This window comes from Aquaspirillum soli (assembly GCF_054781915.1).
This window is the reverse complement of record NZ_BAAGTM010000005.1, coordinates 41,497-66,171: the sequence shown is the minus strand read 5'-3', so window position 1 is coordinate 66,171 and position 24,675 is coordinate 41,497. Positions and strand designations below refer to the sequence as shown.

General features: G+C 50.5%; 20 protein-coding genes. 13 read left to right on the top strand and 7 right to left on the bottom strand.

Features of this window, described 5'->3' with window-relative positions; translation table 11 throughout:
- Positions 1-14: 14 nt before the first annotated feature.
- Together ACYVJG_RS06730 and ACYVJG_RS06725 are read right to left on the bottom strand one after the other, a co-directional pair.
- The gene (locus tag ACYVJG_RS06730) at positions 15-743 is read right to left on the bottom strand and encodes a hypothetical protein (protein WP_460430367.1); all 729 of its coding nucleotides are present in this window, start codon (positions 741-743) and stop codon (positions 15-17) included.
- Between the two features lie 44 nt (positions 744-787).
- Entirely contained in the window at positions 788-4,231 is a 3,444-nt protein-coding gene (locus ACYVJG_RS06725) for a hypothetical protein (RefSeq protein WP_460430366.1), read from the bottom strand.
- Between the two features lie 319 nt (positions 4,232-4,550).
- On the opposite strand from ACYVJG_RS06725, the gene ACYVJG_RS06720 reads away from it, so the two are divergent.
- On the top strand, positions 4,551-4,682 hold the full coding sequence (locus ACYVJG_RS06720; RefSeq protein ID WP_460430365.1) for a hypothetical protein: 132 nt from the start codon (positions 4,551-4,553) through the stop codon (positions 4,680-4,682).
- 11 nt (positions 4,683-4,693) lie between these two features.
- On the opposite strand, the gene rodA is transcribed toward ACYVJG_RS06720, so the two are convergent.
- The 5 genes from rodA to ACYVJG_RS06695 form a co-directional block, all read right to left on the bottom strand.
- On the bottom strand, positions 4,694-5,800 hold the full coding sequence (rodA, locus tag ACYVJG_RS06715) for a rod shape-determining protein RodA (protein WP_460430364.1): 1,107 nt from the start codon (positions 5,798-5,800) through the stop codon (positions 4,694-4,696).
- Positions 5,781-7,832, bottom strand: coding sequence for a penicillin-binding protein 2 (gene mrdA / locus ACYVJG_RS06710; protein ID WP_460430363.1), 2,052 nt, complete (start codon positions 7,830-7,832; stop codon positions 5,781-5,783). Before mrdA ends, rodA begins: the two co-directional genes overlap by 20 nt.
- Before the next feature lie 9 nt (positions 7,833-7,841).
- Positions 7,842-8,342 (bottom strand): rod shape-determining protein MreD, encoded by a 501-nt coding sequence (gene mreD / locus ACYVJG_RS06705; protein WP_460430362.1) that lies wholly within the window; start codon positions 8,340-8,342, stop codon positions 7,842-7,844.
- Positions 8,343-8,345: 3 nt separating this feature from the next.
- Complete coding sequence (gene mreC, locus ACYVJG_RS06700; RefSeq protein WP_460430361.1) at positions 8,346-9,248, bottom strand: rod shape-determining protein MreC; 903 nt, start codon at positions 9,246-9,248, stop codon at positions 8,346-8,348.
- Between the two features lie 64 nt (positions 9,249-9,312).
- A complete protein-coding gene (locus ACYVJG_RS06695; RefSeq protein WP_022653873.1) occupies positions 9,313-10,356 on the bottom strand; it encodes a rod shape-determining protein in 1,044 nt (347 codons plus the stop codon).
- Between the two features lie 168 nt (positions 10,357-10,524).
- Here ACYVJG_RS06695 and gatC point away from each other — a divergent pair, with 168 nt between their 5' ends.
- The 12 genes from gatC (at position 10,525) to murG (ending at position 24,572) form a co-directional block, all read left to right on the top strand.
- A complete protein-coding gene (gene gatC, locus ACYVJG_RS06690) occupies positions 10,525-10,812 on the top strand; it encodes an Asp-tRNA(Asn)/Glu-tRNA(Gln) amidotransferase subunit GatC (protein WP_022653872.1) in 288 nt (95 codons plus the stop codon).
- A gap of 34 nt (positions 10,813-10,846) precedes the next feature.
- Positions 10,847-12,301 (top strand): Asp-tRNA(Asn)/Glu-tRNA(Gln) amidotransferase subunit GatA, encoded by a 1,455-nt coding sequence (gatA, locus tag ACYVJG_RS06685; protein WP_460430360.1) that lies wholly within the window; start codon positions 10,847-10,849, stop codon positions 12,299-12,301.
- Positions 12,302-12,334: 33 nt separating this feature from the next.
- Positions 12,335-13,762, top strand: coding sequence for an Asp-tRNA(Asn)/Glu-tRNA(Gln) amidotransferase subunit GatB (gene gatB, locus ACYVJG_RS06680; protein ID WP_460430359.1), 1,428 nt, complete (start codon positions 12,335-12,337; stop codon positions 13,760-13,762).
- Positions 13,762-14,739: a 16S rRNA (cytosine(1402)-N(4))-methyltransferase RsmH gene (rsmH, locus tag ACYVJG_RS06675; RefSeq protein WP_460430358.1), complete on the top strand. Its 978-nt coding sequence runs from the start codon at positions 13,762-13,764 to the stop codon at positions 14,737-14,739. Before gatB ends, rsmH begins: the two co-directional genes overlap by 1 nt.
- Positions 14,721-15,047, top strand: coding sequence for a cell division protein FtsL (gene ftsL / locus ACYVJG_RS06670; protein WP_460430357.1), 327 nt, complete (start codon positions 14,721-14,723; stop codon positions 15,045-15,047). The genes rsmH and ftsL overlap by 19 nt, the downstream gene beginning before the upstream one ends.
- Positions 15,044-16,813, top strand: coding sequence for a peptidoglycan D,D-transpeptidase FtsI family protein (locus ACYVJG_RS06665; protein WP_460430356.1), 1,770 nt, complete (start codon positions 15,044-15,046; stop codon positions 16,811-16,813). The genes ftsL and ACYVJG_RS06665 overlap by 4 nt, the downstream gene beginning before the upstream one ends.
- Positions 16,810-18,309, top strand: coding sequence for a UDP-N-acetylmuramoyl-L-alanyl-D-glutamate--2,6-diaminopimelate ligase (locus tag ACYVJG_RS06660; protein WP_460430355.1), 1,500 nt, complete (start codon positions 16,810-16,812; stop codon positions 18,307-18,309). Before ACYVJG_RS06665 ends, ACYVJG_RS06660 begins: the two co-directional genes overlap by 4 nt.
- Positions 18,306-19,670 carry a UDP-N-acetylmuramoyl-tripeptide--D-alanyl-D-alanine ligase gene (locus ACYVJG_RS06655; RefSeq protein ID WP_460430354.1) on the top strand — a complete coding sequence of 455 codons (1,365 nt, stop codon included), beginning with the start codon at positions 18,306-18,308 and terminating at the stop codon, positions 19,668-19,670. The genes ACYVJG_RS06660 and ACYVJG_RS06655 overlap by 4 nt, the downstream gene beginning before the upstream one ends.
- A 99-nt stretch (positions 19,671-19,769) precedes the next feature.
- A complete protein-coding gene (gene mraY / locus ACYVJG_RS06650; protein WP_460430353.1) occupies positions 19,770-20,855 on the top strand; it encodes a phospho-N-acetylmuramoyl-pentapeptide-transferase in 1,086 nt (361 codons plus the stop codon).
- Between the two features lie 47 nt (positions 20,856-20,902).
- Entirely contained in the window at positions 20,903-22,291 is a 1,389-nt protein-coding gene (murD, locus tag ACYVJG_RS06645; RefSeq protein ID WP_460430352.1) for a UDP-N-acetylmuramoyl-L-alanine--D-glutamate ligase, read from the top strand.
- 41 nt (positions 22,292-22,332) lie between these two features.
- Positions 22,333-23,508 (top strand): putative lipid II flippase FtsW, encoded by a 1,176-nt coding sequence (gene ftsW / locus ACYVJG_RS06640; protein ID WP_460430351.1) that lies wholly within the window; start codon positions 22,333-22,335, stop codon positions 23,506-23,508.
- Positions 23,505-24,572 (top strand): undecaprenyldiphospho-muramoylpentapeptide beta-N-acetylglucosaminyltransferase, encoded by a 1,068-nt coding sequence (gene murG / locus ACYVJG_RS06635; RefSeq protein ID WP_460430350.1) that lies wholly within the window; start codon positions 23,505-23,507, stop codon positions 24,570-24,572. Before ftsW ends, murG begins: the two co-directional genes overlap by 4 nt.
- The last annotated feature ends 103 nt before the right edge of the window (positions 24,573-24,675 follow it).

The following is a 24,675-nucleotide window of genomic DNA, read 5'->3' as shown; positions in this document are numbered from 1 at the left end:
ATTTCTTGAAAAAATTAGGCGGTTGAATCTGGATTATTTCTGGCTTCAACTTGTTTAGCCAATTCCGCCCATTTTTCGCGGGCACTGTCTAAGGCATCGTATAAATCATCTAGTTTTTGACCAGTCAATACTGTGCCATCCTTATCAACAGCTAGTTTATTTTCAAAATTCCGACTTTCACTTGCTGCAAGGTTTTTATTTAAGTAAGACAGTATGTCTCCTTTTAAACTATCTGTCTTAAGCAAATAGGTCATGCGCTCAGGTGTAAAATAATTAGGGTTGGCAATAGGTAGTAACCAGATACCATTGAAGCTACCTCGTTCAGCATTAAATTTATCTTCAACAGCTAATGTAGCAACACCCAAGCCGGCGATGACTTTTGTCACATCACTGGTATTAGCACTCACAACAGGATCAATATCAAAATTTCGCAAAGCCGCCATATACTCGTCAAAATTTTTAAATTTGTCTGGCGTGATACCGTTATCTGCTGCCTGTAAAGCACGGTCGCCTAAGTCCTCAACCTTTTCACCTGCTTTGAAAATACCCAAAGCTTGCAAAAAAGCACCAGCAAAGCGACAAACGGTTGCAAAGACTGAATTTGACGTTGTGATAATTGGAACCACGGCAGGCGCTACTTTTGCAATAAAAGACGACACTTCGCTGCCAACCTTAGAAACCGTATTGCAAACACTGTTAACAACGCTGCTACAAAAATTTCCAACACTGCTCCAAAAGCCCATTTTATAACTCCTTCAATTAAAAGTTTAAAAATCAAAAATGAATACTAAATGCTCTTGAAACGCAAAAAATGCTCAATATGCGCCTTTACATCTCTCTGGTTTTTTTGCTGAAGTGCTGAGCAAAAAACTGCCAAATTTTCAGCCTTATGCAAAAAAGTCAGTATATTCAAAATTGGTAATTGCAAAAACGCCCGTTCAGCAGGAGTGTTCAACGGTGGCACATCTTTTTCTTCGGTGTGGGTGCGTGGGTTTGCATCGAGCAATAAAGCGATCCAACCCTCGGCTAACTGTGCGACACCGGCTGGAATGTCTTGTTGATTGGTAATTGGCATCGTCAAAGGAAACGCCTCAACCTGTGGTGCCCATTGATCTAACCATTTTTTCAAACGGATAAAAGCACCTTCTGCACGCGGCCATTGCTTGCTGTTTTGGGCGACTACGCCTTGTGTTTGGCGTGATAAACAGTGCAAAAACTGGTTTTGTGCTTGTCGGGTGCTGCGGACCCATTCAGCAAAAAGCCGTTGGCGGTTTTCCTCCGAGGTAAACCAATTCAATTGGCAGAACTGCGGATAATAACGCTCACGTTCATGCCACAATTGTTGTACGCTTTTCTGTTCCAAATCAAAGTCAACATGGCCATCCGTTCGTGCGCGGTCGTTGCGAATCGCAACATGGCTTGAGCCATGCCAACCACCACAAAACACAATCGCCTCACCTGTCTGCAAATTGGGCAGGAAATTGCGTTGTTCCTCATCCATCATCATCGCTTCACCCATTGCACGGCGGTCGTCTTCAGCAAACAAGCGATGGACGATTTTGCAATGCGTGTTTTTGATGACATCGGGAATCAGCTTAGCCGGAATTTGATCGGCAATAATCAGGCCTGTGCCATATTTACGCACCTCGGCCAGCATATCGGCAAAAGACTCAACTGCAAGGGCGGCGGCTTTGTCGCCGGCTTCGGGGCGAGATAACAGGCGGTGGGCTTCTTCAATCAAGGTGAGCTGGCGAAAATCGGGATTGTTGGCGTGATGATCGCGCATGGTTTCGTTGATTGCGCCAAGCAAAAACGCCATGATCAGGGCTTTTTCTTCGCCGCTTTGTAATTCTTCTAACTCAATCACACTGCATCGCGTTAACAGACTGTGAAAGTCCATCGACTGTGGCACATCCAACACGCGACCAAGGGTGCCATCGGTCAGACTGCGTAACCGCGAAACTAAAGAACCACGGTATTTTTCTTCAAACTCTTTGCCCAAGCCATAAGTTGGAATCAGTCGATCCAACTGTTCGATCATCATGCTCATCGTTGGCCAAGCATTGCTCAAAGGGTCGAAAGGGTTATCGCCAAGCAGGTATTCGTTTTCGTCGAGATCCCAACCTTTTTCCTCATACGCCGCCAAAATCGCCGCCTCAACCATCATCGGCATCGAGGCTTCCATCGGAAACACCGCCGCAAAAGCATTTTTCAGAAAACCAGCATGGCTTTTGATGCGCTGGCCTTGTCGTACTAAGGCAAAAGGATTCAGCCGGAAGCTTTGGTATTGGTCACCATTCGGGCGGTAGTATTCCACCGCCTGTTCTGCCTCGGCTAACGCACGATATTCGGTTTTTGCCGGCTCGATGACTAAGAATGGCAAACCCGATTCAAGCAGCAAATTTAAGCAGGTGGTGGTTTTGCCCGCACCGGTCACACCGGTGACAAAAACGTGTTTGTTCAAATCAGAGCGTGCTAACTGGACACGGTTTTTTGGATTTTTGCGGCCTCGGTCAATGACAGCACCTAAGTCTAACCCTGTTGAATCGGTGACTGCCGGCAGATCGACAGCAAAATCGACCGTTTTGCGGCGGCGAATGCCTTGCAATTCACGTTGCGGCAAGCTGGCGACAATCGCCAATTCATCAGCGGTTAGCAGGCTGCCTAAAGTGCCGTGAGCCCCTTTTTCTAAACTATGGAACAGTAATTCCTGTGCACTTACTTGTGGGGTAATCTTCGGCAAGCACAAAAATTGCCCATGTGCTTCAGCTGGCAAATCGTAAATTTCTAGCGGGCTAAGTGTGGTTTCACTGCCTTGAAACGTCGCGCAGACGTTTTTTTTCAGGCGTTGATAGGTCGAGCGGTCTTCTGCCGCCAAATAAACCGCCGTGTGAAACAGCCCTTTGGTCAGACCCTTTTGCAAACGGACAATCAACTGTTTGTCGAGGTATTCGACCAGATGCTGAGCGCGTTTGTTGGCGATTTCTTGGGTAAAGCCCACGCTTTGGCCTTCGGTGTCGGACAGACTGTCATTTTGGGAAACTGTCTTGGTAATCGAGCTGCCTTTAGTGGTGCTGGTGCCTTCGCTGATGCCGTATGTTTTGCTTTTTGATGTTCCAACATTTTGAGAGTAGGAAGTGCTGCTATTGCTACTACTTCCTTCATTTGTACTTGATGTCTTCGTTGTTGAATGGCCAGTATTTTTGGATGTAGAGCTCCCTGTGTTGTAGCTGCTGCCTTCGCTTATTCCAGAATTTTTTGTTTGGGACCCCTTTGTCTCTGACCCTCCCTCGTTTTTACTCTTATTGATGGTTGTACCTTCATTGGTACTTGACGACGTTCCATAATTCTCGGTTTCAGAATGACCATTGTTTTTTGACCAATTTTTGCTTTCCCCTGTGGTCGTACTCGATGAACTTCCCTTATTTTCGGTTTGTGATTCGTTTTCATTTTTTCCCCAGTTTTTACCTTCGCTCTCACTGGTACCTGTTGCTTCGCTGCTGCCAATCGACGTACTTTTCTGGCGGCTGGTGTTATCGCTGGATTGCACGCTGGTTTTGACCAGAGTTGTCAGACGAGAAGACAGTTCGTACGCGCTATCGAGTTGTTGGCGGATGTGGGCACGTCCCAAAGGCTGGCTGACCACGGCCAATTTCCAACGGCCTTCGCTTTGTGTGTCTTTACTGTTGCTCGATTGCAGCGCACGCACCAGCCGATCAAACCCCTGAAAACTGTCTTCTTCGTTGGCATCGTCTTGGCCTTGTGCGGTTGGTGCACCGAACATTACCCCCTGTTGCGAGGCTGTGCTGAAAGCTTTGAACAACGCATCGCGGTTTTCTGCGCTGACATCGTCACCAAAATTGATGCCGGTCAGTTGGCCTTCTAACGCCCCACGCAGATTTTTCATTGCCTCGTGAACATCACCATTTTCTGTGTCGGACACCACACCAAAATACAACTCAACACCGGATGCACTGCCACAGAGCAAATATAAAAAGCGTACGGCTTGTTCTGCATCCAATGTGCCATACACATTCGCTAAGGCTTGCCGATAGGCCTGATGGCCTTCTTCGTTGATTTCATCGACGCGAATCAAACGTGATTGAAAAGGTAAGGGCAAAGGTTTTTCAAAACTTGGCTGAGGCGTTTTCACCAAATCCAGCATCCATTCGGAGTTCTTTAACCAATCTGCATTAGATAATTTGGTGACAGTGGACAGCGCATTTTTCATTGGCTTTGCCTTTCTCGTGAGCGGATAGCGACACAACAGCGATTGGTAAGGTGTGTTGAGAAAAATAAACGCATTTTGTTGGAATAGAAATTCCATATCAATGTTTTTTGTATTTTTCTTTGAGCAAAAGATCGCCATGCTGATATTGCAGGCAGATTGATGGATGGGGAAATGCGAGGCTTTTGCTAGAAGAGGGAGGTGTAGCTGATAAAGCTACGTTTGTAGCCAATCAAGCTACATTCATAGCGAGTTGTAACGTAGATGTGTGAGCTTGCTGCAATACAGCGTCTATTAGCGGCAGCTGAGCGAAATGTGTTAGATGCTGGGAATTGTGAGCGGCGAGGTGATTAGCGACAGCATGGTCGAGACGTGTTGCCAGCAAGCGGCGATATTGCTGCATGAAACCCGCGAGTGGTTACAGCAATATCGCCCCGAGCTATTGCAAGGCTAGGCGTGTGTGGATTAACGCTTTAGCAATGGCCGATTTTTGTGGATGGACATTAAAATCCCAAAGCCGGTCAAAATGGTCACCATCGCGGTACCGCCATAGCTTAATAACGGCAGCGGAACACCCACCACAGGCAAAATACCGCTGACCATGCCCATATTGACAAAAGCGTAGGTGAAAAACGAGAGCGTGATTGCACCAGCGAGGAGGCGGCCAAAGAGGGTGCTGGCGTGGGCGGCGATGATCAGACCACGCATGATGACGCACAGATACAGCAACAATAACACCGCATTGCCCACCAGCCCGAATTCCTCACCATAAACAGCAAAAATAAAGTCGGTGGTTCGTTCTGGGATAAATTCAAGATGGGTTTGTGTGCCAGAGAGCCAGCCTTTGCCAAAGATACCGCCTGAACCAATAGCAATCATTGACTGAATAATATGGTAACCATCACCGAGTGGGTCTGCCGTTGGGTCGAGCAGGGTCAACACGCGCCGTCGCTGATAATCATGCAATAAATTCCACACCACTGGCAGACTTGAGGCAAAACCAATCAACAAAACCGCAATCACTTTCCACGGTAAGCCGGCAAAGAAAATCACAAACACCCCAGCAAAGATAATCAAACTGGCGGTGCCTAGGTCGGGTTGTTTCAGCACAAAAGCCGCTGGTAGCGCAATAATGACTGTGGCCATCACAAACTGTCGCCAACCGATATGCCCTTCATGCTTTTGAAAGTACCACGCTAACATCATCGGGACGGCCAGTTTCATAATTTCCGATGGCTGAATCCGTGTGACACCGATATGCAACCAGCGTCGTGAACCGTTCACAATTTCACCAAATAGCGCCACCCCAAGCAACAAACACAGACCACCGACATACATCGGCACGGCGAACAACATCAACTGTTGTGGTTTGATATTGGCAATGCACCACATCAAGCTCATGGCAAACACAATGAATGTCAGCTTGTTGGTGAGGCGGTTTGGGTTTTCATTCGACGCGCTGTAGAGCACAACCAAACCCAAAACAAACAAAACACAAGTCAATAAAAACAGCCAGCCATCAATCGGCTGGCAGATACGTTTCCAAAGTCGTTCAATCAGATGTGCGTTCATCGCTTTGACCTTCACCACTTGGCTGGCTAGTGGTGTTTTGTGTGCTAGTGGCTGTCGGTTTGCTAGGTTTTTTCTTAGGCTTCGCCGCAGCAGTTTGTGCGGCGGCTTCTTCAGGCTCGATGCGTTTACCTAACAAATAAAAATCCATCACATTGCGTGCCAGCGGTGCAGCAGCAGCAGCGCCCCAACCGCCGTTTTCCACAATCACGGCCACGGCAATCTTGGGTTGTTCTACAGGGGCAAAAGCAATAAACCATGAGTGATCGCGATGCTGTTCCGCCAAGGCGGCGGCATTGTACTTAGCCCCTTGTTTAATCTGCACCACCTGTGCCGTACCTGTCTTGCCCGCCATACGGTATTGCAAACCTGCACCGATACGATTGGCTGTCCCACCGGGCTTTAACACCGCTTCCATCGCATCCTTCACAAACTCAACATGCTTGCGTTTGAAGTGATAATCCGCTGCGGGTTGGGGTTCGATAATTCGTTCTTGGCGATTGGCTGGCGATACCACTTTTTTGACAATATGTGGCCGATACGCAACCCCATTGTTGGCCAAAATTGACGTTGCCCATGCCATTTGCAGCGGCGTGTAGGTGTTATATCCCTGTCCAATCCCAATTGGCACCACATCGGCAGGCAACCAGCGGCGATGTTCGGGTTTATAACGCTTGCCAGCAAAGCGTTTGGCTTTCCATTCCTTGGTGGGCAATACCCCCTTGGCTTCGCCATCAAGGTCAATCCCTGTTTTCTCGCCTAAACCGAATTTAGCCAACTCTGGTGCAATGCGGTCGATACCCATATCCCATGCCAATTTGTAGTAATAGGTATCTGATGAAACTTGGATGGATTTATACATATTGACCGAGCCATGTCCGGTTGGCTTGGAGTCGCGGAAGCGGTGGTTTGAACCCGGGAGAGAGAAATAACCCGGGTCGGGAATGGTGTAATCCGCAGAACGGAATCCGGTTTCGAGCGCAGCCATCGCCATAAATGGCTTGAAAGTAGAACCCGGGGGATAGAGCCCGCGCAAGGCACGATTGATCAATGGTCGTTGCCAATCTTCATTCAGATCTTTCCAGACCTGAGGATCAAGACCATCAATAAACAGGCTGGGATCAAATGTCGGTTTGGAGACAAAGGCCAATACCCCGCCGGTTTCTGGTTCAATTGCCACTAAAGCACCGCGACGATTGCCAAATAATTGGTCGGTGTATTCTTGCAGTCGAATATCTAATGCCAGATGCAGATCGCTGCCATTGACTGGCGGTGTGCGGCGCAGGGTGCGTACTGCATGGCCGCTGGCATCGACTTCGACTTCTTCAAAACCGGTTTTGCCATGTAAATCTTGTTCATAACTGAACTCTAAGCCGGTTTTACCAGTATGCGTGCTACCACGATATTCTGAATAACGTTCTTCTTCTTTAAAACGGTTTTGGTCTTTTTGGTTGATGCGGCCAATATAGCCAATCACATGGCTGGTGATTTCGCGGTAGGGATAATCACGGAACAAACGCGCTTTAATCTCCACCCCGGGAAACCGATAGGCTTGGGCGGCAAAGCGTGCCACTTCTTCATCGGTGAGACGGGTACGGATTGGCAGGCTCTCAAAATTTCGGCTTTCTTCTTGCAATTTCCGAAACCGCTTACGGTCGCGTGGTTCAATCGTGATTAACTTAGCCAACTCATTTAGCGTGTGTTCTAAATTGGGCGTTTGGCTGGGTGTGATTTCTAGCGTATAGGCAGAATAATTCTGTGCCAACACAATACCATTGCGGTCGTAAATCACCCCACGATTCGGCGGAATAGGGACCAGCGAAATACGGTTGTTTTGTGCGGCGGTCATAAAGTGTTCGTATTGCAACACTTGCAACCAAGTAAAGCGGCTGAACAACACCCCAAAGGCCGCCACAATTAAGACAAAGGCAATAATCAACCGCAGGCGAAATTCATTTTCTCGAGCGGGTGCGCGTGTTTTAGGCGTTTTAGGCCGACGGCGGAAATCAGGACGGACACGACGATACGACACCATAATGCGAAGTTATCCTGCCTGATGATAGCGTTGCGGGACCAACAGCAAATTGGTGAGAAGTGGCCACAACAAAGCCCCAACAAATGGGGAAAGGAAAAAGCCCCAACCAATGAAGGGTGCACCCAATACTATCCGTGCCACTAACATCACGATCTGATTGCCCATGAGTAAGCCAAAAACGACTAACGATTGTTGGCCAAGGTTGTACATCACCACTTGTCGTTGCCGAGATTCAACAGCATAAGCGCTGATGCTATAGGCCAAAGCGTGTTGTCCTAACAGGCTGGCGCTGGCAATGTCAGTCAACAAACCGGTGAAAAAACCAGCAAAAATACCAAAACGACTGGGCCGGTTAATCGTCCAATACAACACCACCATCGCAGCCAGATCGGGAATCCACCGCACCGTGCCACGGTTAAATGGCAATAACTCCAACAACAAGGCAATCACAATGCTCAACACAACATAGCGAACCTTAACCGGTTTCAACAATTCCTTAGGGCGATCCATGACTTACGGCTTACCTTTTTTGGCAGATGGGGCTGGTGTGGTTTGAGCGGCTTCTTCTGGCCGTGGTGGAAGTTCAATTTTTTCAGTGAGTACCAAGGCAAAACGGCGACTATCCACGGCACCAATAGGCGTACAGCGCACAACAGAGAAAGGATTGCCGGCGTGACGTTCAACACTGCTGACCCGTGCAACATCCAATCCAGCAGGATAGACCCCATCAATGCCCGACGTAACCAACAGATCGCCAGCGCGAATATCAGCGCTGCCACTGACAAAGCGCAATTCAATACCGTTACCCGTACCAAAGAGCACCGTGCGCAGTCCGTTGCGTTGCACCATCACCGGTACGGAATGATTTTTTTCAATAATGAGGGTGACTTCTGAGGTCAGCGGTGAAACACGTGTAATTTGACCAATCAAACCACGATCATCCACCACCGGAAAGCCAGATTCAATGCTGTCTTGGCTTCCTTTGTCGATCACGATTTTGTGGCTAAATGGGTCACGGCCGGTATATAACACCTCAGCCAGACGTGCCTCGCCTTCCCGCGCTTGGGCTAATTGATGTAAGGCGCGCAGTTGGCGGTTTTCTTGGGCAAGTTCTTCATGGCGTTGTAAACGTGCAGACAAAATCAGCGCATGTTCACGCAAGGCACGGTTTTCTGCTTGTAGCTCACTTTGCTTTACCATGAACTCGCTGCCTTGCCGAATCAAGCTGGTTGGCGTATTCACCACCCATTGTAATGGGTAGAGCAGCAGCGACAGGGTATCGCGCAGCGGAACCAATAAACCTAGCCGGCCATCGGCAATTAAACAGGCTATCGACAGCACAGCGCAAATCATCAGCTTGGTGAGCGGACGTAGACCACGGCGAAAAAAGGGAGGCGGGGAAGATGCAATGTCCATACACACTCAAGATGAAACAAGCGACGCCGCACAAGGCGGCGTCGAATGGAACGCAAAAAAGCAATTAGTCGTTGGTAAAGATGGTACCAACTGCCTTGTCCATTTTTTCTAAGGCTTTGCCCGAGCCGCGCACCACACAAGTCAGTGGGTCTTCTGCCACAAACACGGGCAATCCAGTTTCTTCGGCTAACAAGCGGTCGATGTCACGCAATAAAGCCCCACCACCGGTCAACACCATGCCTTTGTCGGCAATATCTGCCCCCAATTCTGGTGGTGTTTGTTCCAAGGCAATTTTCACTGCCGAGACAATTTGATTCAATGGTTCGGTGAGGGCCTCGAGAATTTCATTACTCGAAATGGTGAAAGCACGTGGAATCCCCTCGGCGAGGTTACGGCCTTTGACTTCCATCTCTTTCACTTCCGGTGCGGGGAAGGCCGAACCAATCGTTTTCTTGATTTCTTCAGCCGTGGTTTCACCAATCAACATGCCATAGTTACGGCGAATATAATTGATGATGGATTCATCGAATTTATCACCGCCGACGCGAACCGAGTTTGAATAAACGATGCCACCGAGTGAAATCACCCCGACTTCGGTTGTCCCACCGCCGATATCGACCACCATCGACCCCGTGGCCTCTTCCACTGGCAGGCCAGCACCAATCGCTGCTGCCATCGGTTCTTCGATCAGTTCTACGCGGCGGGCACCTGCGCCCAAGGCCGACTCACGAATGGCGCGGCGTTCTACTTGAGTGGAACCACAAGGCACACAAATCACAATGCGTGGACTAGAAGCAAAAAAGCGGCTTGGGCTGACTTTTTTAATAAACTGTTTGAGCATTTGCTCGGTGACAGTGAAGTCAGCAATCACACCATCTTTCATTGGGCGAATCGCCGAGATAGAACCGGGGGTTCGACCTAGCATTTTTTTAGCTTCAAGACCGACGGCCAGAATCGATTTTTTGTTGCTGCTGGCTTCGTGTTGAATCGAGACCACAGAAGGCTCGTTAAGGACAATGCCTTTTCCGTTGACGTAAATCAACGTGTTGGCAGTGCCCAAGTCAATGGCAAGATCGTGAGAAAAATAGCCGGTGATGGAGCGAAACATGGTTAACCTGTCGTGTGTGTGCGAAAAAGTCGTATTGTCAGGTACAAAACGGCTCGAATTGAGTTCGTGGTATTAAGCGGACGTCTGAGCTTGGCCGAGAATGGGCAGAAATAAGCGCTCTATGATACCCTACAAAGCTTGGATTATTAAAGTTTTCACGGGGTTCTTATGTCTTTATCTGCTGCAGACATTACACGTCTTGCGCGTTTGGCAAGAATTGGCATCGAAGCTGGGGAAGTGGATGCGGTAGCCAATAAACTCAACAATGTGTTTGGTTTGATTGAAAAGATGCGTGCCGTGGATACCACTGGTGTGGCGCCAATGTCGCATCCTCAGCCATTAGGATTACGGTTACGTGACGATGTGGTCAGTGTCGAGAACCAACGCGAAGCGTTTTTGGCCTGTGCCCCACAAACTGAAGCTGGCCTCTATTTAGTGCCACGCGTTATTGAATAATCGAGTTGATTCTGTTCCTCGCCCTAGGATGTTTATGATTCACGCTACGCTAAAAGAGCTGACCCGTGCCTTAGCTGCGCGGGAGCTATCCAGCCGTGAGCTGGTGAGTGCTTACCTTGATCGCATTGCTGCGGTTAACCCGACTTTAAATGCTTTTATTTCTGTTGCCGAGCGCGAGAGTGCCTTAGCGGCGGCAGATGCGGCAGATGCGGCACGCGCAGCTGGCCAAGCCGGTTTGTTTACTGGTATCCCCTTGGCACATAAAGATTTATTTGTCACCCGCCAATTGCCGACCACCTGTGGCTCAAAAATGTTGGCCAACTTTGTTTCACCCTACGACGCCACCGTAGTCGAGCGCTGTCAAGCCGCTGGTTTTATCAATTTAGGTAAAACCAATATGGACGAATTCGCGATGGGGTCGACCAACGAGAGCAGTTATTTTGGTGCGGTGAAAAACCCTTGGGATGTGCAAGCCGTGCCGGGGGGCAGTTCTGGTGGTTCGGCGGCGGCGGTGGCCGCTCGGATGGTGCCGGTGGCAACAGGCACTGACACCGGTGGTTCGATTCGCCAACCGGCGGCATTTTGTGGGATTACCGGTATTAAACCTACGTATGGTCGTGTCAGTCGTTATGGCATGGTGGCTTATGCCAGCTCACTCGATCAAGGTGGGCCGATGGCACAAACTGCCGAAGATTGTGCGTTGTTGTTAAACGTGATGGCTGGCTTTGATGGCCGTGACTCGACCAGTCTTGATGTGGCAGCGGAAGATTTCTGCCGTGATTTACAGCAACCCTTGACCGGTTTGAAAGTCGGTTTGCCAAAAGAATTTTTTGCAGCTGGGTTAGATGGTGATGTGGCGCGGGTCATGGATGAGACCGTGCAACAGCTGAAACAACTGGGTTGCGACATCGTTGAGATCACGCTGCCTAAAACCGAATTGGCCATTCCTGCTTACTATGTGATTGCGCCAGCAGAAGCCAGCTCGAACTTAAGCCGCTATGACGGGGTGCGTTACGGTCATCGTGCAGCAGAATATCGTGATCTCAACGATATGTATGAACGTACGCGTGCCGAAGGCTTTGGGGCTGAAGTGAAGCGGCGTATTTTGGTCGGCACGTATGTGTTGTCGCATGGCTATTACGATGCGTATTACTTACAGGCGCAGAAAATTCGCCGCCTGATTGCCGACGATTTCCAAGCTGCCTTTGCGCAATGTGATGTGATTTTAGGGCCTGTGGCCCCCACGCCGGCATGGAATTTGGGCGAAAAAGCCGACGATCCTGTGCAAATGTATTTAGCTGATATCTACACGTTATCGGTCAACTTAGCTGGCTTACCGGCAATGAGCGTACCGGCTGGGCTATCGGCGCAACAACGGCCAATTGGTGTGCAACTGATCGGAAACTATCAACAAGAAGCGCGTTTGTTGAATGTGGCCCACCAGTTCCAACAAGTGACCGACTGGCATCAGCGTCGCCCTGCTCTCTAATCTCTGCCTCGTCTTGCAAGAAAGATCCTGTCTATGAAATGGGAAGTTGTGATTGGTCTGGAAGTGCATGCGCAGCTTTCGACCCATTCTAAAATTTTCTCGGGTGCCAGTACGGCATTCGGTGCCGAGCCGAATACACAAACGGCAGCGGTGGATATTGCGCTCCCGGGTGTGTTGCCGGTGATGAATCGCGTGGCATTACAAAAAGCCATCCGTTTTGGCTTGGCGATTGGTGCCAAAATCAACCAAACCTCGGTATTTGCACGCAAAAACTATTTCTACCCTGACTTGCCAAAAGGCTATCAAATCAGTCAGTTAGATTTGCCGATTGTTGAAGGTGGGCAAATCACCATTACGGTAGGCGAAGCAGAAAAAACCGTGCGTTTAACCCGCGCCCATTTGGAAGAAGATGCGGGTAAGTCGTTGCATGAAGATTTTCATGGCATGACCGGCATCGACCTCAACCGTGCAGGCACACCGTTGCTAGAAATTGTGTCCGAACCCGATATGCGTTCGGCGGCAGAAGCCGTGGCGTATGCGCGTGCTTTACACGGTTTGGTGACTTGGTTGGGCATTTGTGACGGCAATATGCAGGAAGGCAGTTTCCGCGTAGATGCCAACGTCTCGGTCCGGCCTGAAGGTCAAGAGGCCTTTGGCACTCGCCGTGAGATTAAAAACCTCAATTCTTTCCGTTTCCTTGAACAAGCGATCAACTACGAAATTCAATGGCAAATTGAGACCTTAGAGGATGGCGGACGAGTGCAACAGGCCACCGTGCTGTTTGACCCTGATAGCGGTGAAACACGCCTGATGCGGACCAAAGAAGATGCCCACGATTATCGCTACTTCCCCGATCCTGATTTATTGCCCATGAAAATCAGTGATCAAGAAGTGGCCGCGATTCAAGCCGAACTGCCCGAATTGCCGAGCCAAATGAAAGCCCGTTTTGTCGAGCAATATGGGGTGTCTAGCTATGATGCTGCGTTATTGACAGCAAACCTAGACATTGCTCGTTTCTTCGAGGCCATTGTGGCCGAACAAGTCGAAGGCAAATTGGCTGCAAACTGGCTTAACGGTGAATTTGCCGCACGCTTGAACCGCGAAGAAAAAACCTTGGCCGATTCGCCAATCAATCCGGCGCGCTTTGCCTTGTTGTTACGCCGCATCAGCGATAACACTTTGTCGTCAAAATTAGCAAAACAAGTATTTGATGCAATGTGGAATAGCGAGCTATCAGCAGACGACATCATTGAACGCGATGGTTTGAAGCAAGTTTCTGATGTAGGCGCGATTGAAAAGCTGGTGGAAGAGGCGATTGCCGCCAATCCAAAAGCGGTGGAAGAATTCCGCGCTGGCAAAGAAAAAGCCCTGAATGCTTTGGCCGGTCAGGTGATGAAAGCCTCTAAGGGCAAAGCCAACCCTGCACAGGTGCAAGAGATTTTGCGCCAGAAATTAGCATAATGACGACGGTGGCAGCCAACACTTCTGCCCAATCTGCTTTCGTTCACCGCACTGTCCTCTTGGACGAGGCGGTGGGCGCCTTAGCGATACGGGCAGACGGGGTGTATGTTGATGGGACGTTTGGCCGTGGTGGACACTCGCGTTTGATTTTATCCAAACTCGGTGAACAGGGCCGTTTGGTGGTGTTTGATAAAGATCCTCAGGCCATTGCCTGTGCACAAGCGATAGCTGACCCTCGGCTGGTGATTGTGCATGATGGTTTTACCACTTTCCGCCAACAGTTAGATGCCTTGGGCATCGCACAAGTTGATGGTGTATTACTCGATTTGGGAGTGTCTTCCCCGCAAATTGATCAAGCAGAACGTGGTTTTAGTTTCCGCTTTAATGCGCCCTTGGATATGCGGATGGACACCACCCGTGGCATGACTGCAGCCGAGTGGTTAAATACAGCGGCAGAGGCTGACATTGCCGAGGTGATAAAGACATATGGCGAAGAACGGTTTGCTCGCAAAATTGCAGCGGCAATTGTGCAAATACGGGCCGAAAGCCCGCTTGAAACTACGGGCCAGCTCGCCCGCTTGTGTGCGGAAAACGTCCGCTCTCGCGAACCGGGTCAAGATCCGGCGACACGAACCTTCCAAGCTATTCGCATTTTCATCAATCGCGAACTTGAGGAATTAAAAGCGGTATTGCCGCAGATTGTCGCCAGTTTGCGTGCCGGTGGCCGCTTGGCGGTGATTAGCTTTCACTCGCTGGAAGACCGCATAGTCAAACATTTCCTGCGTGATCTAGAGCAAACCGACGATTTACCGTCATGGGTTGCGGTGCGCCGTGAAGACATTCCTGCATCGCCGATTACCACGGTGGGTAAGCCTATCAAAGCCTCTGCCGCCGAGGTTGCGGCCAATCCACGGGCACGCAGTGCCATTATGCGGGTGGCAGAACGCACAGCAACGGCATGGGAGCAGCCAGTGTGATTCGTACCAACTTGGTTTTGTTAGCCATTTTGATTGTGTGTGCGATGAGTGTCATCAGTGCCCGTCATCAGTCGCGCAAGCTGTATAGCGACCTACAGCGTGAGATCAAATTTGCTGCCCAACTCGAAGTGGAATATGGCCGCCTACAACTAGAACAAAGTACGTGGGCGGCACATGGTTTGATTGAGCGTGCCGCGACTGACCGTCTGCAAATGCAAATGCCCGAGCCAAAAGAAATTCAGGTGTTACCGAGCCGAGGTAGCTTACATCTTCCTGCGCCAAAAACCACTTCTGGGGGCCAGCGATGAGTCTGTGGCGTGGTTCTAGCAATCTTTTGCAGCAGCGTAACCGTGTCAATAAGCCAGCGAGCAGCACCGTTCGTCTTCCAACCATGCGTGTGCGTTTGGTGGCATTGGGTTTGGGTCTGCTTTTGGTGGCGCTGTTGAGCCGAGCGGTGTATCTACAAATCTACAAACAAGATTTTTTAGAGGGCCAAGGTGAGGCGCGTTATAGCCGTACTTTGCGTCTAGAAGCCAATCGAGGCCAAATTGTTGACCGCAACGGTGAACCCTTGGCGATTTCCACGCCGGTAAAATCAATTTGGGCCAGTCCTGCTGATATGGCACCGATTGAGCCTGCTAAATTACAGCAACTGGCACGTCTGTTAGAAATGTCGTCAGGTGAGGTGCAGGAAAAATTGGCCGACCAGCGGCGCGAATTTGTGTATCTCAAACGCCAAGTCAATCCTGATTTGGCAGACCAAATCATGGCCTTAAAAATTCCGGGTATTGCGGCACAGCAAGAATTCCGCCGTTTTTACCCTGCCGGTGAAATGATGGCGCATGTGATTGGCTATGTCAGTGTCGATGGCAAAGGTCAGGAAGGCTTGGAGCTGGCACGGGAAAATATGTTGGCTGGGCGGCCGGGCAGCCGCCATGTGATTAAAGACCGGCGTGGCTATATTGTTGAAGATGTGGCAGCGATTGAACATCCACGAGATGGCCAAACGCTGGCCTTATCGTTGGATCGCAAAATTCAATATTTGGCCTACCGTGAACTGAAGGCAACCGTCGAACAATTTAAAGCCAAAGCCGGTGGGTTGGTGGTGTTAGATGCCCACAGTGGTGAAGTGTTGGCGATGGTGAATTTGCCGACTTTCAATCCAAACAATCGTGCCAAGCTCGACCCCGCTATGCGCCGCAATCGCGCTTTGGTTGATTTATTCGAACCTGGTTCAACACTCAAGCCATTTCCGATTGCGTTGGCCTTAGAAAAAGGGCTGGTGCATCCAGACAAAGTATTCGATACCAACTCATTTACGATTGGGCCAGCACGGGTACGCGATTCTCACCCTGAGGCGTCGTTGTCGGTGACGGGGATTTTGCAAAAATCGAGCAACGTCGGCACCAGCAAAATCAGCTTGATGATGTCGCCGCAAGAAGTGTGGACATTCTATGACGAGCTTGGTTTTGGTCGTAAACCGCAAACCGGCTTCCCAGGCGAGGCCTCAGGCAAATTGCGTCCCCATAAGAACTGGCGTCCGATTGAACAGGCTACCATGAGCTTTGGTCATGGCATTTCATTGAGTCTGATGCAGTTAGCGCGGGGCTATACCATTTTTACCCACGATGGCCAGCTGTTGCCGATTTCCTTCTTGAAACAAACGGTCCCTCTACCTGGGCGGCAAGTGATCAGTGCAGAAACGGCACGCAAGATGCGCGAAATGCTGTTAACGGTGACTCAACCGGGGGGGACCGCCGTACGGGCACAGGTTTTAGGATATAGCGTGGGTGGCAAGACTGGTACGGCGCGTAAGTTAGAAAATGGTGTCTATAACCGCGATAAACATATCGCTTCGTTTGTGGGGTTTGCACCGGCGCACCAACCACGTTTGATTATCGCGGTGATGATTGATGAACCGACGGAAGGCTCGTACTACGGTGGTTTAGTCGCTGGGCCGGTGTTTAGCCGCGTGATGGCAGGGAGCTTGCGTATCTTAGGCGTTGAGCCCGATCAACCTCATCAAAACTCCATTATCCCGACCGATGCCCCAGAAATCCGAGAAGAAACATGATTAGCTGTTTAACCCCTTTATCTGCTTTTGATTTATCGCAGCTCAACACCGTTATTCCTGCAGGGGCACGGTTGGAAAACGACAGCCGCCGTGTTCAAGCCGGTGATGTCTTTGTCGCCTGCCGTGGTGAATACAGCGATGGCCGTGATTATATCGCTGCCGCCTTACAACAAGGGGCGGTTGCTGTGTTATGGGATGATGCCGACGGCTTTCAATGGCAACCTTCATGGCATGTGCCCAACTTGGCCATTCCCGCATTGCGGGCGCGGATTGGTGTGGTATTAGCACATGCTCTTCACTATCCATCACAGTCGTTGGATGTGGTGGGCGTGACGGGCACCAATGGTAAAACTTCGATTACCCATTGGTTGGCGCAAGCATGGCAAGCCGCAGGGCATACTGCGGCGGTGATTGGCACCGTTGGCAATGGTTTATGGGGGCAACTCTCTCCAGCGACCCACACCACGCCCGATCCCTTACGGGTGCAATACCTGTTGGCGCAATATCGCCAAGCAGGGGCACAGGCCGTGGCGATGGAAGTGTCGAGTCATGGTTTAGACCAATATCGTGTGAATGGTGTCGGGTTTCGCTGTGCAGTATTTACCAACCTGACCCGTGACCACCTTGATTATCATGGTGATATGCAGGCCTATGGTGAAAGTAAACGGCGTTTATTTTATTGGGAAGATCTGCAAACAGCAGTGATTAACCAAGATGACGCGTTTGGACAGCAGCTGTTACAACAAGGGTTGCCAGCTCGCTGCCTTTCTTATGGTCTGCTTGGGGGTGACATTCGGCCACTGGCGATGCAGATGGATTTATCGGGTTTTCAATTAGATATTGCCACGCCATGGGGCAATACCGAATTACACAGCCGCCTGTTGGGGCGCTTTAATGTGCAAAATCTCTTAGCGTGCTTGGGCGTGTTGCTCAGTGGTGGTATGCCGCTGGCGCAAGCCTCTGCCGCTTTAGCTGCGATTCAACCGGCACAGGGACGGATGCAAAGTTTTGGCGGTGGTGAACAGCCGCTGGTGTTGGTCGATTATGCCCATACCCCCGATGCGCTGGAAAAAGCCCTGTCCACTTTGGCAGAAATTCGCCCTGCAGGTGGGCGCTTGTGGGTGGTGTTTGGCTGTGGTGGCAATCGTGATCGCGGTAAACGGCCTTTAATGGGTGAAGTTGCTGGTCAATTAGCAGATATTGCGGTGGTCACCAGTGATAACCCACGTCATGAAGACCCCGAACAGATTGTGCAAGATGTGGTTGCTGGGATGCGCGCTGCCCGTGCGGAAGTCGTGGTACAGGTCGATCGTCGTCAAGCCATTCAGTGGGCGATTCAACAGGCCGCTGCCGGTGATGTGGTGTTAATTGCCGGTAAGGGGCACGAAGATTATCAAGAAATTGCAGGGGTAAAAACCCCATTTAGTGATGCTGAAGAAGTGCGCTCTGCCCTCAACGGCATGGCTTCTCCCCTCGATTCTGTGGAAAAAACATGATGTTTGCTCTGTCTCAAGCTGCAAGCTGGTTGGGTGTGGCATCGGTGCCCGAATGGTCGACAATCATCGTCAAGCGGGTTGTCACCGACAGCCGCGCCATTCAAGCGGGTGATCTATTCATTGCCCTAGTCGGTGATCGCTTTGATGGCCATGATTTTGTGGCACAAGCCTTGCGTGATGGTGCCGTGGCGGCAGTGGTTGCCCATTCGGTGGCGGATTGTACCGGCCCGTTGTTGCAGGTTGACGATACCTTGCTGGCGCTGGGGCAATTAGGGCGTTCGTGGCGAGAGCAATTCTCTTGTCCTGTGGTGGCCATTACTGGGTCGAACGGTAAAACGTCGGTGAAAGAAATGGTCGCGGCGATTTTACGCGCCGCTTGTGCTGATGATGCCGCTGTGCTGGCAACACATGGCAACCTCAATAACGAAATTGGTGTGCCACTGACCTTGCTGTCTTTGCGTCCACATCATCGTTTTGCCGTCATTGAAATGGGCATGAATCATCGTGGTGAGATTGCCCGTTTGACACAATTGGCACAGCCTTCGGTGGCTTTGGTCAATAATGCCATGCGCGCCCACTTGGGGCATTTCTCGGATGTCAGTGAGATTGCCGAGGCCAAGGGCGAGATTTTCCAAGGCTTGCAAGCTGATGGGGTGGCAGTGATCCCGCTGGATGATCCACATGCTGCACGATGGCAACAGTTGGCAGTGGGCTGTCAACAACTGACCTTTGGGATAGAGGGGGGGCAGGTGTATGCCTCCTCCGTGTCGTTAGCGGATGAAGGCAGTCGTGCAGAGTTTCACCTTGCGAGTGAAAGTGTGCTGGTGCAATTACCGTTGCCTGGTGAACATATGTTGCGTAATGCACTGGCTGCGGCAGCGATTGCCCATGCCTTGTCGATTCCTGCAACAGCGATAGTGACGGGTTTGGCACAGTTACAACCGGTCAAGGGGCGTTTATATCGGCATCGGTTGCCAGATCAACGGGTGGTGATTGATGACAGTTATAACGCTAACCCTGATTCTGTCCGCGCTGCGATTCGGGTATTAGCGGCAGGCCCCGAACCACGTTGTCTCATTTTTGGCGACATTGGTGAGTTGGGGGTATTTTCCGCTGCGGCACATCGTGAGATAGGCGACTATGCCGCTGAACAAGGGATTGATTATGTGCTGACATTGGGCGAGTCGAGCGCCTTAGCCAGCGCTGCATTTGGCGATGGCGGATGGCATTTTGGGCAGGATATCGAGGCCTTATTACGTGCCTATCATGCCTTACTGCCCTTGCCGCACACCACCTTAGTCAAAGGGTCGCGCTTTATGGCAATGGAGCGAGTGGTACAGCGATTGTTGGCGAATAAATAGTAAGCTTCTGCGCTACAATGTTGCACCGCAATGTCAACATTGCTGGCAAAGAAACCATTGATACCTGATAAGGCCGCCATTTGGGGCAAGGAGAGTTGTGTGTTGTTGTGGTTGGCCGATTGGCTAGGCGGCTATGTTCGCGCATTTAACGTTTTTAATTACATCACTCTGCGGGCCGTATTGGCATCGCTGACTGCCTTAGGGATTTCTCTGTGGTCGGGGCCGTGGGTGATCCGCAAATTAACTCAACTGAAAGTGGGACAGGCCGTCCGTGATGATGGCCCACAAACCCACTTAGTGAAGGCTGGCACCCCAACGATGGGGGGCACCTTAATCTTGCTGTCGATTGGGATTACCACGCTGTTATGGGCCGACTTATCGAATAAGTATATTTGGTTGTTGCTGGCCGTGTTATTTGGCACAGGTGCGATTGGTTTTTACGATGACTGGCAAAAGGTCGTCCACAAAGACCCAAAAGGGATTTCTGCCCGCGCTAAAATGTTTTGGCAATCGGCGATTGCGATTGGTTCGGGGGTATTTTTAGTCACCACCGCTTCGTTGCCGGCTTCAACTGAATTTATCGTGCCCTTTTTCAAAAATGTGATCTATCCCTTTGGGGCGATTGGGTTTTGTGTCCTGACTTACTTTGTCATTGTTGGGACATCAAATGCCGTCAATCTGACCGATGGCTTAGACGGTTTGGCGGCGATGCCAGTGGTGTTGGTGGCTGCAGCGTTATCTGTTTTTGCTTATGTGGCCGGCCATACAGTGTTTGCGCAATATTTAGGACTACCCCATATTCCGGGGGCACACGAAGTTGTCGTATTCTGTGCCGCGATGTGTGGGGCGTGTTTAGGTTTCTTGTGGTTTAACGCCTATCCCGCGCAAGTCTTTATGGGCGATGTCGGTGCTTTGGCTTTAGGTGCGGCGTTGGGTGCAGTGGCGGTGATTGTGCGGCAAGAGATCGTACTATTTGTCATGGGTGGCGTTTTTGTGATGGAAGCTGTCTCGGTGATGCTGCAAGTTGCGTCCTTTAAATTGACCGGCAAACGTATTTTCCGAATGGCACCACTTCATCACCATTTTGAATTAAAAGGTTGGAAAGAAACCCAAGTCGTGGTGCGCTTTTGGATTGTTACCATGATGTTGGTGTTGGCTGGGTTGGCGACGTTAAAACTGCGCTAAGGCGAGGGCTTCAGCGTTTTTGCGGATGTGGCGGACGAAAAATGAACATGACGGCAACAACTTTATCGCGTGGCCTAGACGGTAAAACCGTGGGCATTGTGGGGTTAGGGGATTCTGGTGTCGCAACCGCACACTGGTTACGTGGACACACCAAACAGCTGATCTTGATCGACAGCAACCCCGATTCCCTCGCAGCACAACACCTACAAGAACTCGAGTTTCCCGCCGAGTTCCGTTTAGGCTCATTCACTGCAACCACCTTTGCGGGTTGTGATTGTTTGGTCGTCAGCCCGGGGGTGCCGTTGGCAACCCCCGAAATTGCCGCTTTCCGGCGTCAGGGCGGCGAAGTGGTCGGGGATGTCGAGCTGTTTGCTCGTACGCTGTCTCCACACGCAGTGAAGATCATCGCCATCACTGGTTCTAACGGCAAATCGACGGTAACCGAGCTGTGTGGGCATTTATGTCGTCATGTTGGGCTGGATACTGTGGTAGCAGGCAATATTGGTTTTCCGGTGTTAGCCGCGTTATTACAAGCAGAAAATAACGGCGCGTTGCCCGATATTTTTGTGTTGGAGCTGTCTAGTTTCCAACTGGAAACCACCACCTCGTTAAATGCCACGGCGGCAACGGTGCTGAATATCTCAGAAGACCATCTCAACCGTTATACCGATTTACTCGACTACGCTCATAGCAAGCGTGCCGTGTTTAATGGCAATGGGGTGCAAGTACTCAACCGCGACGATTTATTTGTCCGTGCGATGGCGCGACAAGGTCGTCCGGTAAAAACCTTTAGCCTGAGTTTTCCCGCTGATTATCGGATGGTGACCCGCGAAGGGGCGCCTTGGTTGAATATTGATGGCATTGCTGTCTTTGATTTAGCCAGTTTTCCGCTGACTGGTTTGCATAATGCGGCGAATGCGTTAGCTGCGCTGGCATTGTGTGAGGCCTGTGGTTTAGACCGTGAACAACTGTTGGTTGGATTAGCCTCGTTCCGTGGGTTACCACACCGAGTGGAGTGGGTTGCCAAAATTGGAACGGTTGATTTTTACGATGATTCAAAAGGCACCAATGTCGGTGCTACCGTGGCCGCATTGAATGGTATGTCACGCCGTGTGGTGTTGATTGCTGGCGGCGACGGAAAAGGACAGGACTTTACGCCACTGGCGCCAGCTTTGGCACGAATTGGTCGCGCAGTGTTATTGATTGGTCGTGACGGGCCGACAATTGAACAGGCCTTGGGCGAATTAGACATGCCGGTTGAACGCTGTGCTTCCCTCGAAGAAGCCACACAAAAAGCCTTGGAATATGCACAACCAAACGACGTGGTGTTGTTGTCTCCGGCGTGTGCCAGCTTTGATATGTTCCGCAGCTATGCCCATCGTGCCGAGGTATTTGTGATGGAAGTGTTGCGTTTGGCGGGTGAAGCCTCCGCCTAAATCACCCACCCCTATCCTGTGGGTTTTTCTTTGAGGTAACTATGAAATTGCGTTTGCGCTGGAATCAAAGCGTTGGACGCCCTTCTATTCCCCAAACCAGCTTAGATGAGCCTTTGATGTGGGTCATTGCTGCCCTGCTATCCATTGGGTTGGTCATGGTGTTTTCGGCATCAATTGCGTATGCCGAAGCGGGGCGTGATACCAACAGTCGTTATTTCTATCTCGTCCGTCACTCAATCGTATTAGTGATTGCACTGACGGGCGCTTGGGTGACTTTTCAATTTCCTTCTGAATTTTGGCGCAAGCATGCGCCAAAGTTGTTTATGTTTGCCATGTTTTTATTGGTGCTGGTGTTAGTACCCGGTATTGGTAAGGTGGTCAACGGTTCGCGGCGTTGGATTTCATTGGGGTTTATGAACTTACAACCGTCAGAAGTGATGAAGCTGGCCGTGGTGTTGTATGCCGCTGATTACACGGTACGCAAAGCCGAGTTTATGCACAGCATTGTCAAGGGCTTTGTCCCCATGGCGGTGGCGGTGTTACTGGCGGGGACGTTGTTGCTATTAGAACCCGATTTTGGTGCATTTGTGGTGGTGGCCTCGATTACGATGGGGACGCTGTTCCTCGGTGGCATTAACGGCAAAATTTTCACCGGTCTGATTTTTACCTCACTGGCTGGCTTTGTGTTGTTGATCATCAGCTCACCCTATCGTTTAGAGCGGGTGGTGGGGTTTATGGATCCGTGGCGTGATCCCTATGGCAAAGGTTATCAGCTGTCACATTCTCTTATCGCGATTGGTCGCGGGGGGTGGGATGGTGTTGGCTTGGGTAATAGTGTGGAAAAGCTGTTTTACCTACCAGAAGCACACACCGACTTTTTGATGGCAGTGATTGCAGAAGAATTTGGTCTCATTGGGGTGTCAACCGTAATTGGTTTGTTTGCATGGTTAGTCTGGCGTGCTTTTCAAATTGGCCTCACTGCGCGTTCACAAGAACGCTATTTCCAAGCGTTGGTGGCACAAGCAACCGGCATCTGGATTGGGGTTCAGGCATTTATCAATATCGGGGTGAATATGGGTCTGTTACCGACAAAAGGTCTGACCCTACCTTTATTGTCCTATGGTGGCAGTGCTTTATTAGCCAACTGTGCCATCTTGGCCATTTTATTGCGGATCGATTGGGAAAACCGGCGAATTTTACGGGGATATAAACTGTGAGCAAACGAACAGCACTGATTATGGCAGGGGGGACCGGTGGTCATATTTTCCCTGCTTTGGCTGTCGCGGATCAATTACGGGAAAAGGGCTGGGACATTATTTGGCTTGGTGCCGAAGGGGGTATGGAAACACGCATTGTCCCCCCGCGTGGTTATACGGTAAATACCTTGGCCATTAAAGGTTTGCGTGGCAATGGTTTGTTGGGGTGGTTAAAACTGCCATTCACCCTGTTGCGTGCGTTTAGTCAATGTGCGGCCTTGATTCTGAGCCGGCGGCCTGATGTGGCCTTTGGTTTTGGCGGCTACACTGCCTTTGCCGGCGGGGTGATGATGCGCTTTTTCTGGAAGCCGTTGGTAATTCATGAACAAAACTCGGTGGCTGGTTTAACCAACCGTGTGTTGGCGAAAATTGCTTCGCGCACGCTGTATGCTTTTCCAACCGCTTTTTCTGACAAAACGGGCTTAGTGGGTAACCCTGTACGCGAAGAGATTGCACGCTTGCCCCTGCCGGCACAACGCTTTGCCGAACGTCAAGGCCCATTACGAATCTTGGTGGTGGGTGGTAGCTTAGGGGCTAAAGTCTTTAATGATGTGGTGCCCGCTGCTTTGGCCTTATTGCCAGTAGAAAAACGCCCGACGGTGATTCATCAGGCAGGAAAACAACATATCGAAGCACTGCAACAGGCCTATCAAACAGCCGCTGTACAAGCCGACACCCGCGCTTTTATTGATGATATGGCTGCCGAATATGCCAAAGCCGATATTCTAATTTGTCGTGCCGGTGCTTTAACCATTGCTGAATTAGCAGCAGCGGGTTGTGCCAGCATTTTGGTGCCCTTTCCACATGCGGTTGACGATCATCAAACAGGCAATGCCCGTTTATTGTCCGATTGCGGTGCAGCATGGTTAATTCCTCAACCTGAATTAACTGCAGCAAAACTCGCCGAATTATTAAGCGGATTATCCCGTGACACCTGTTTAACGATGGCAGAAAAAGCACGACAACATGCATGCCCTGATGCGGCAAAGCGGGTTGCTGAAATCGGTATTTCACTCACTGCTTAAGTGAAAATACGGAAAAACCGCAAAAAATACGGTATTCTTACAAGCTGTTTATGAAGAACTCGGCAGTGGTAGAAACAGGCAATTACCTGTACTATTTCGCCCC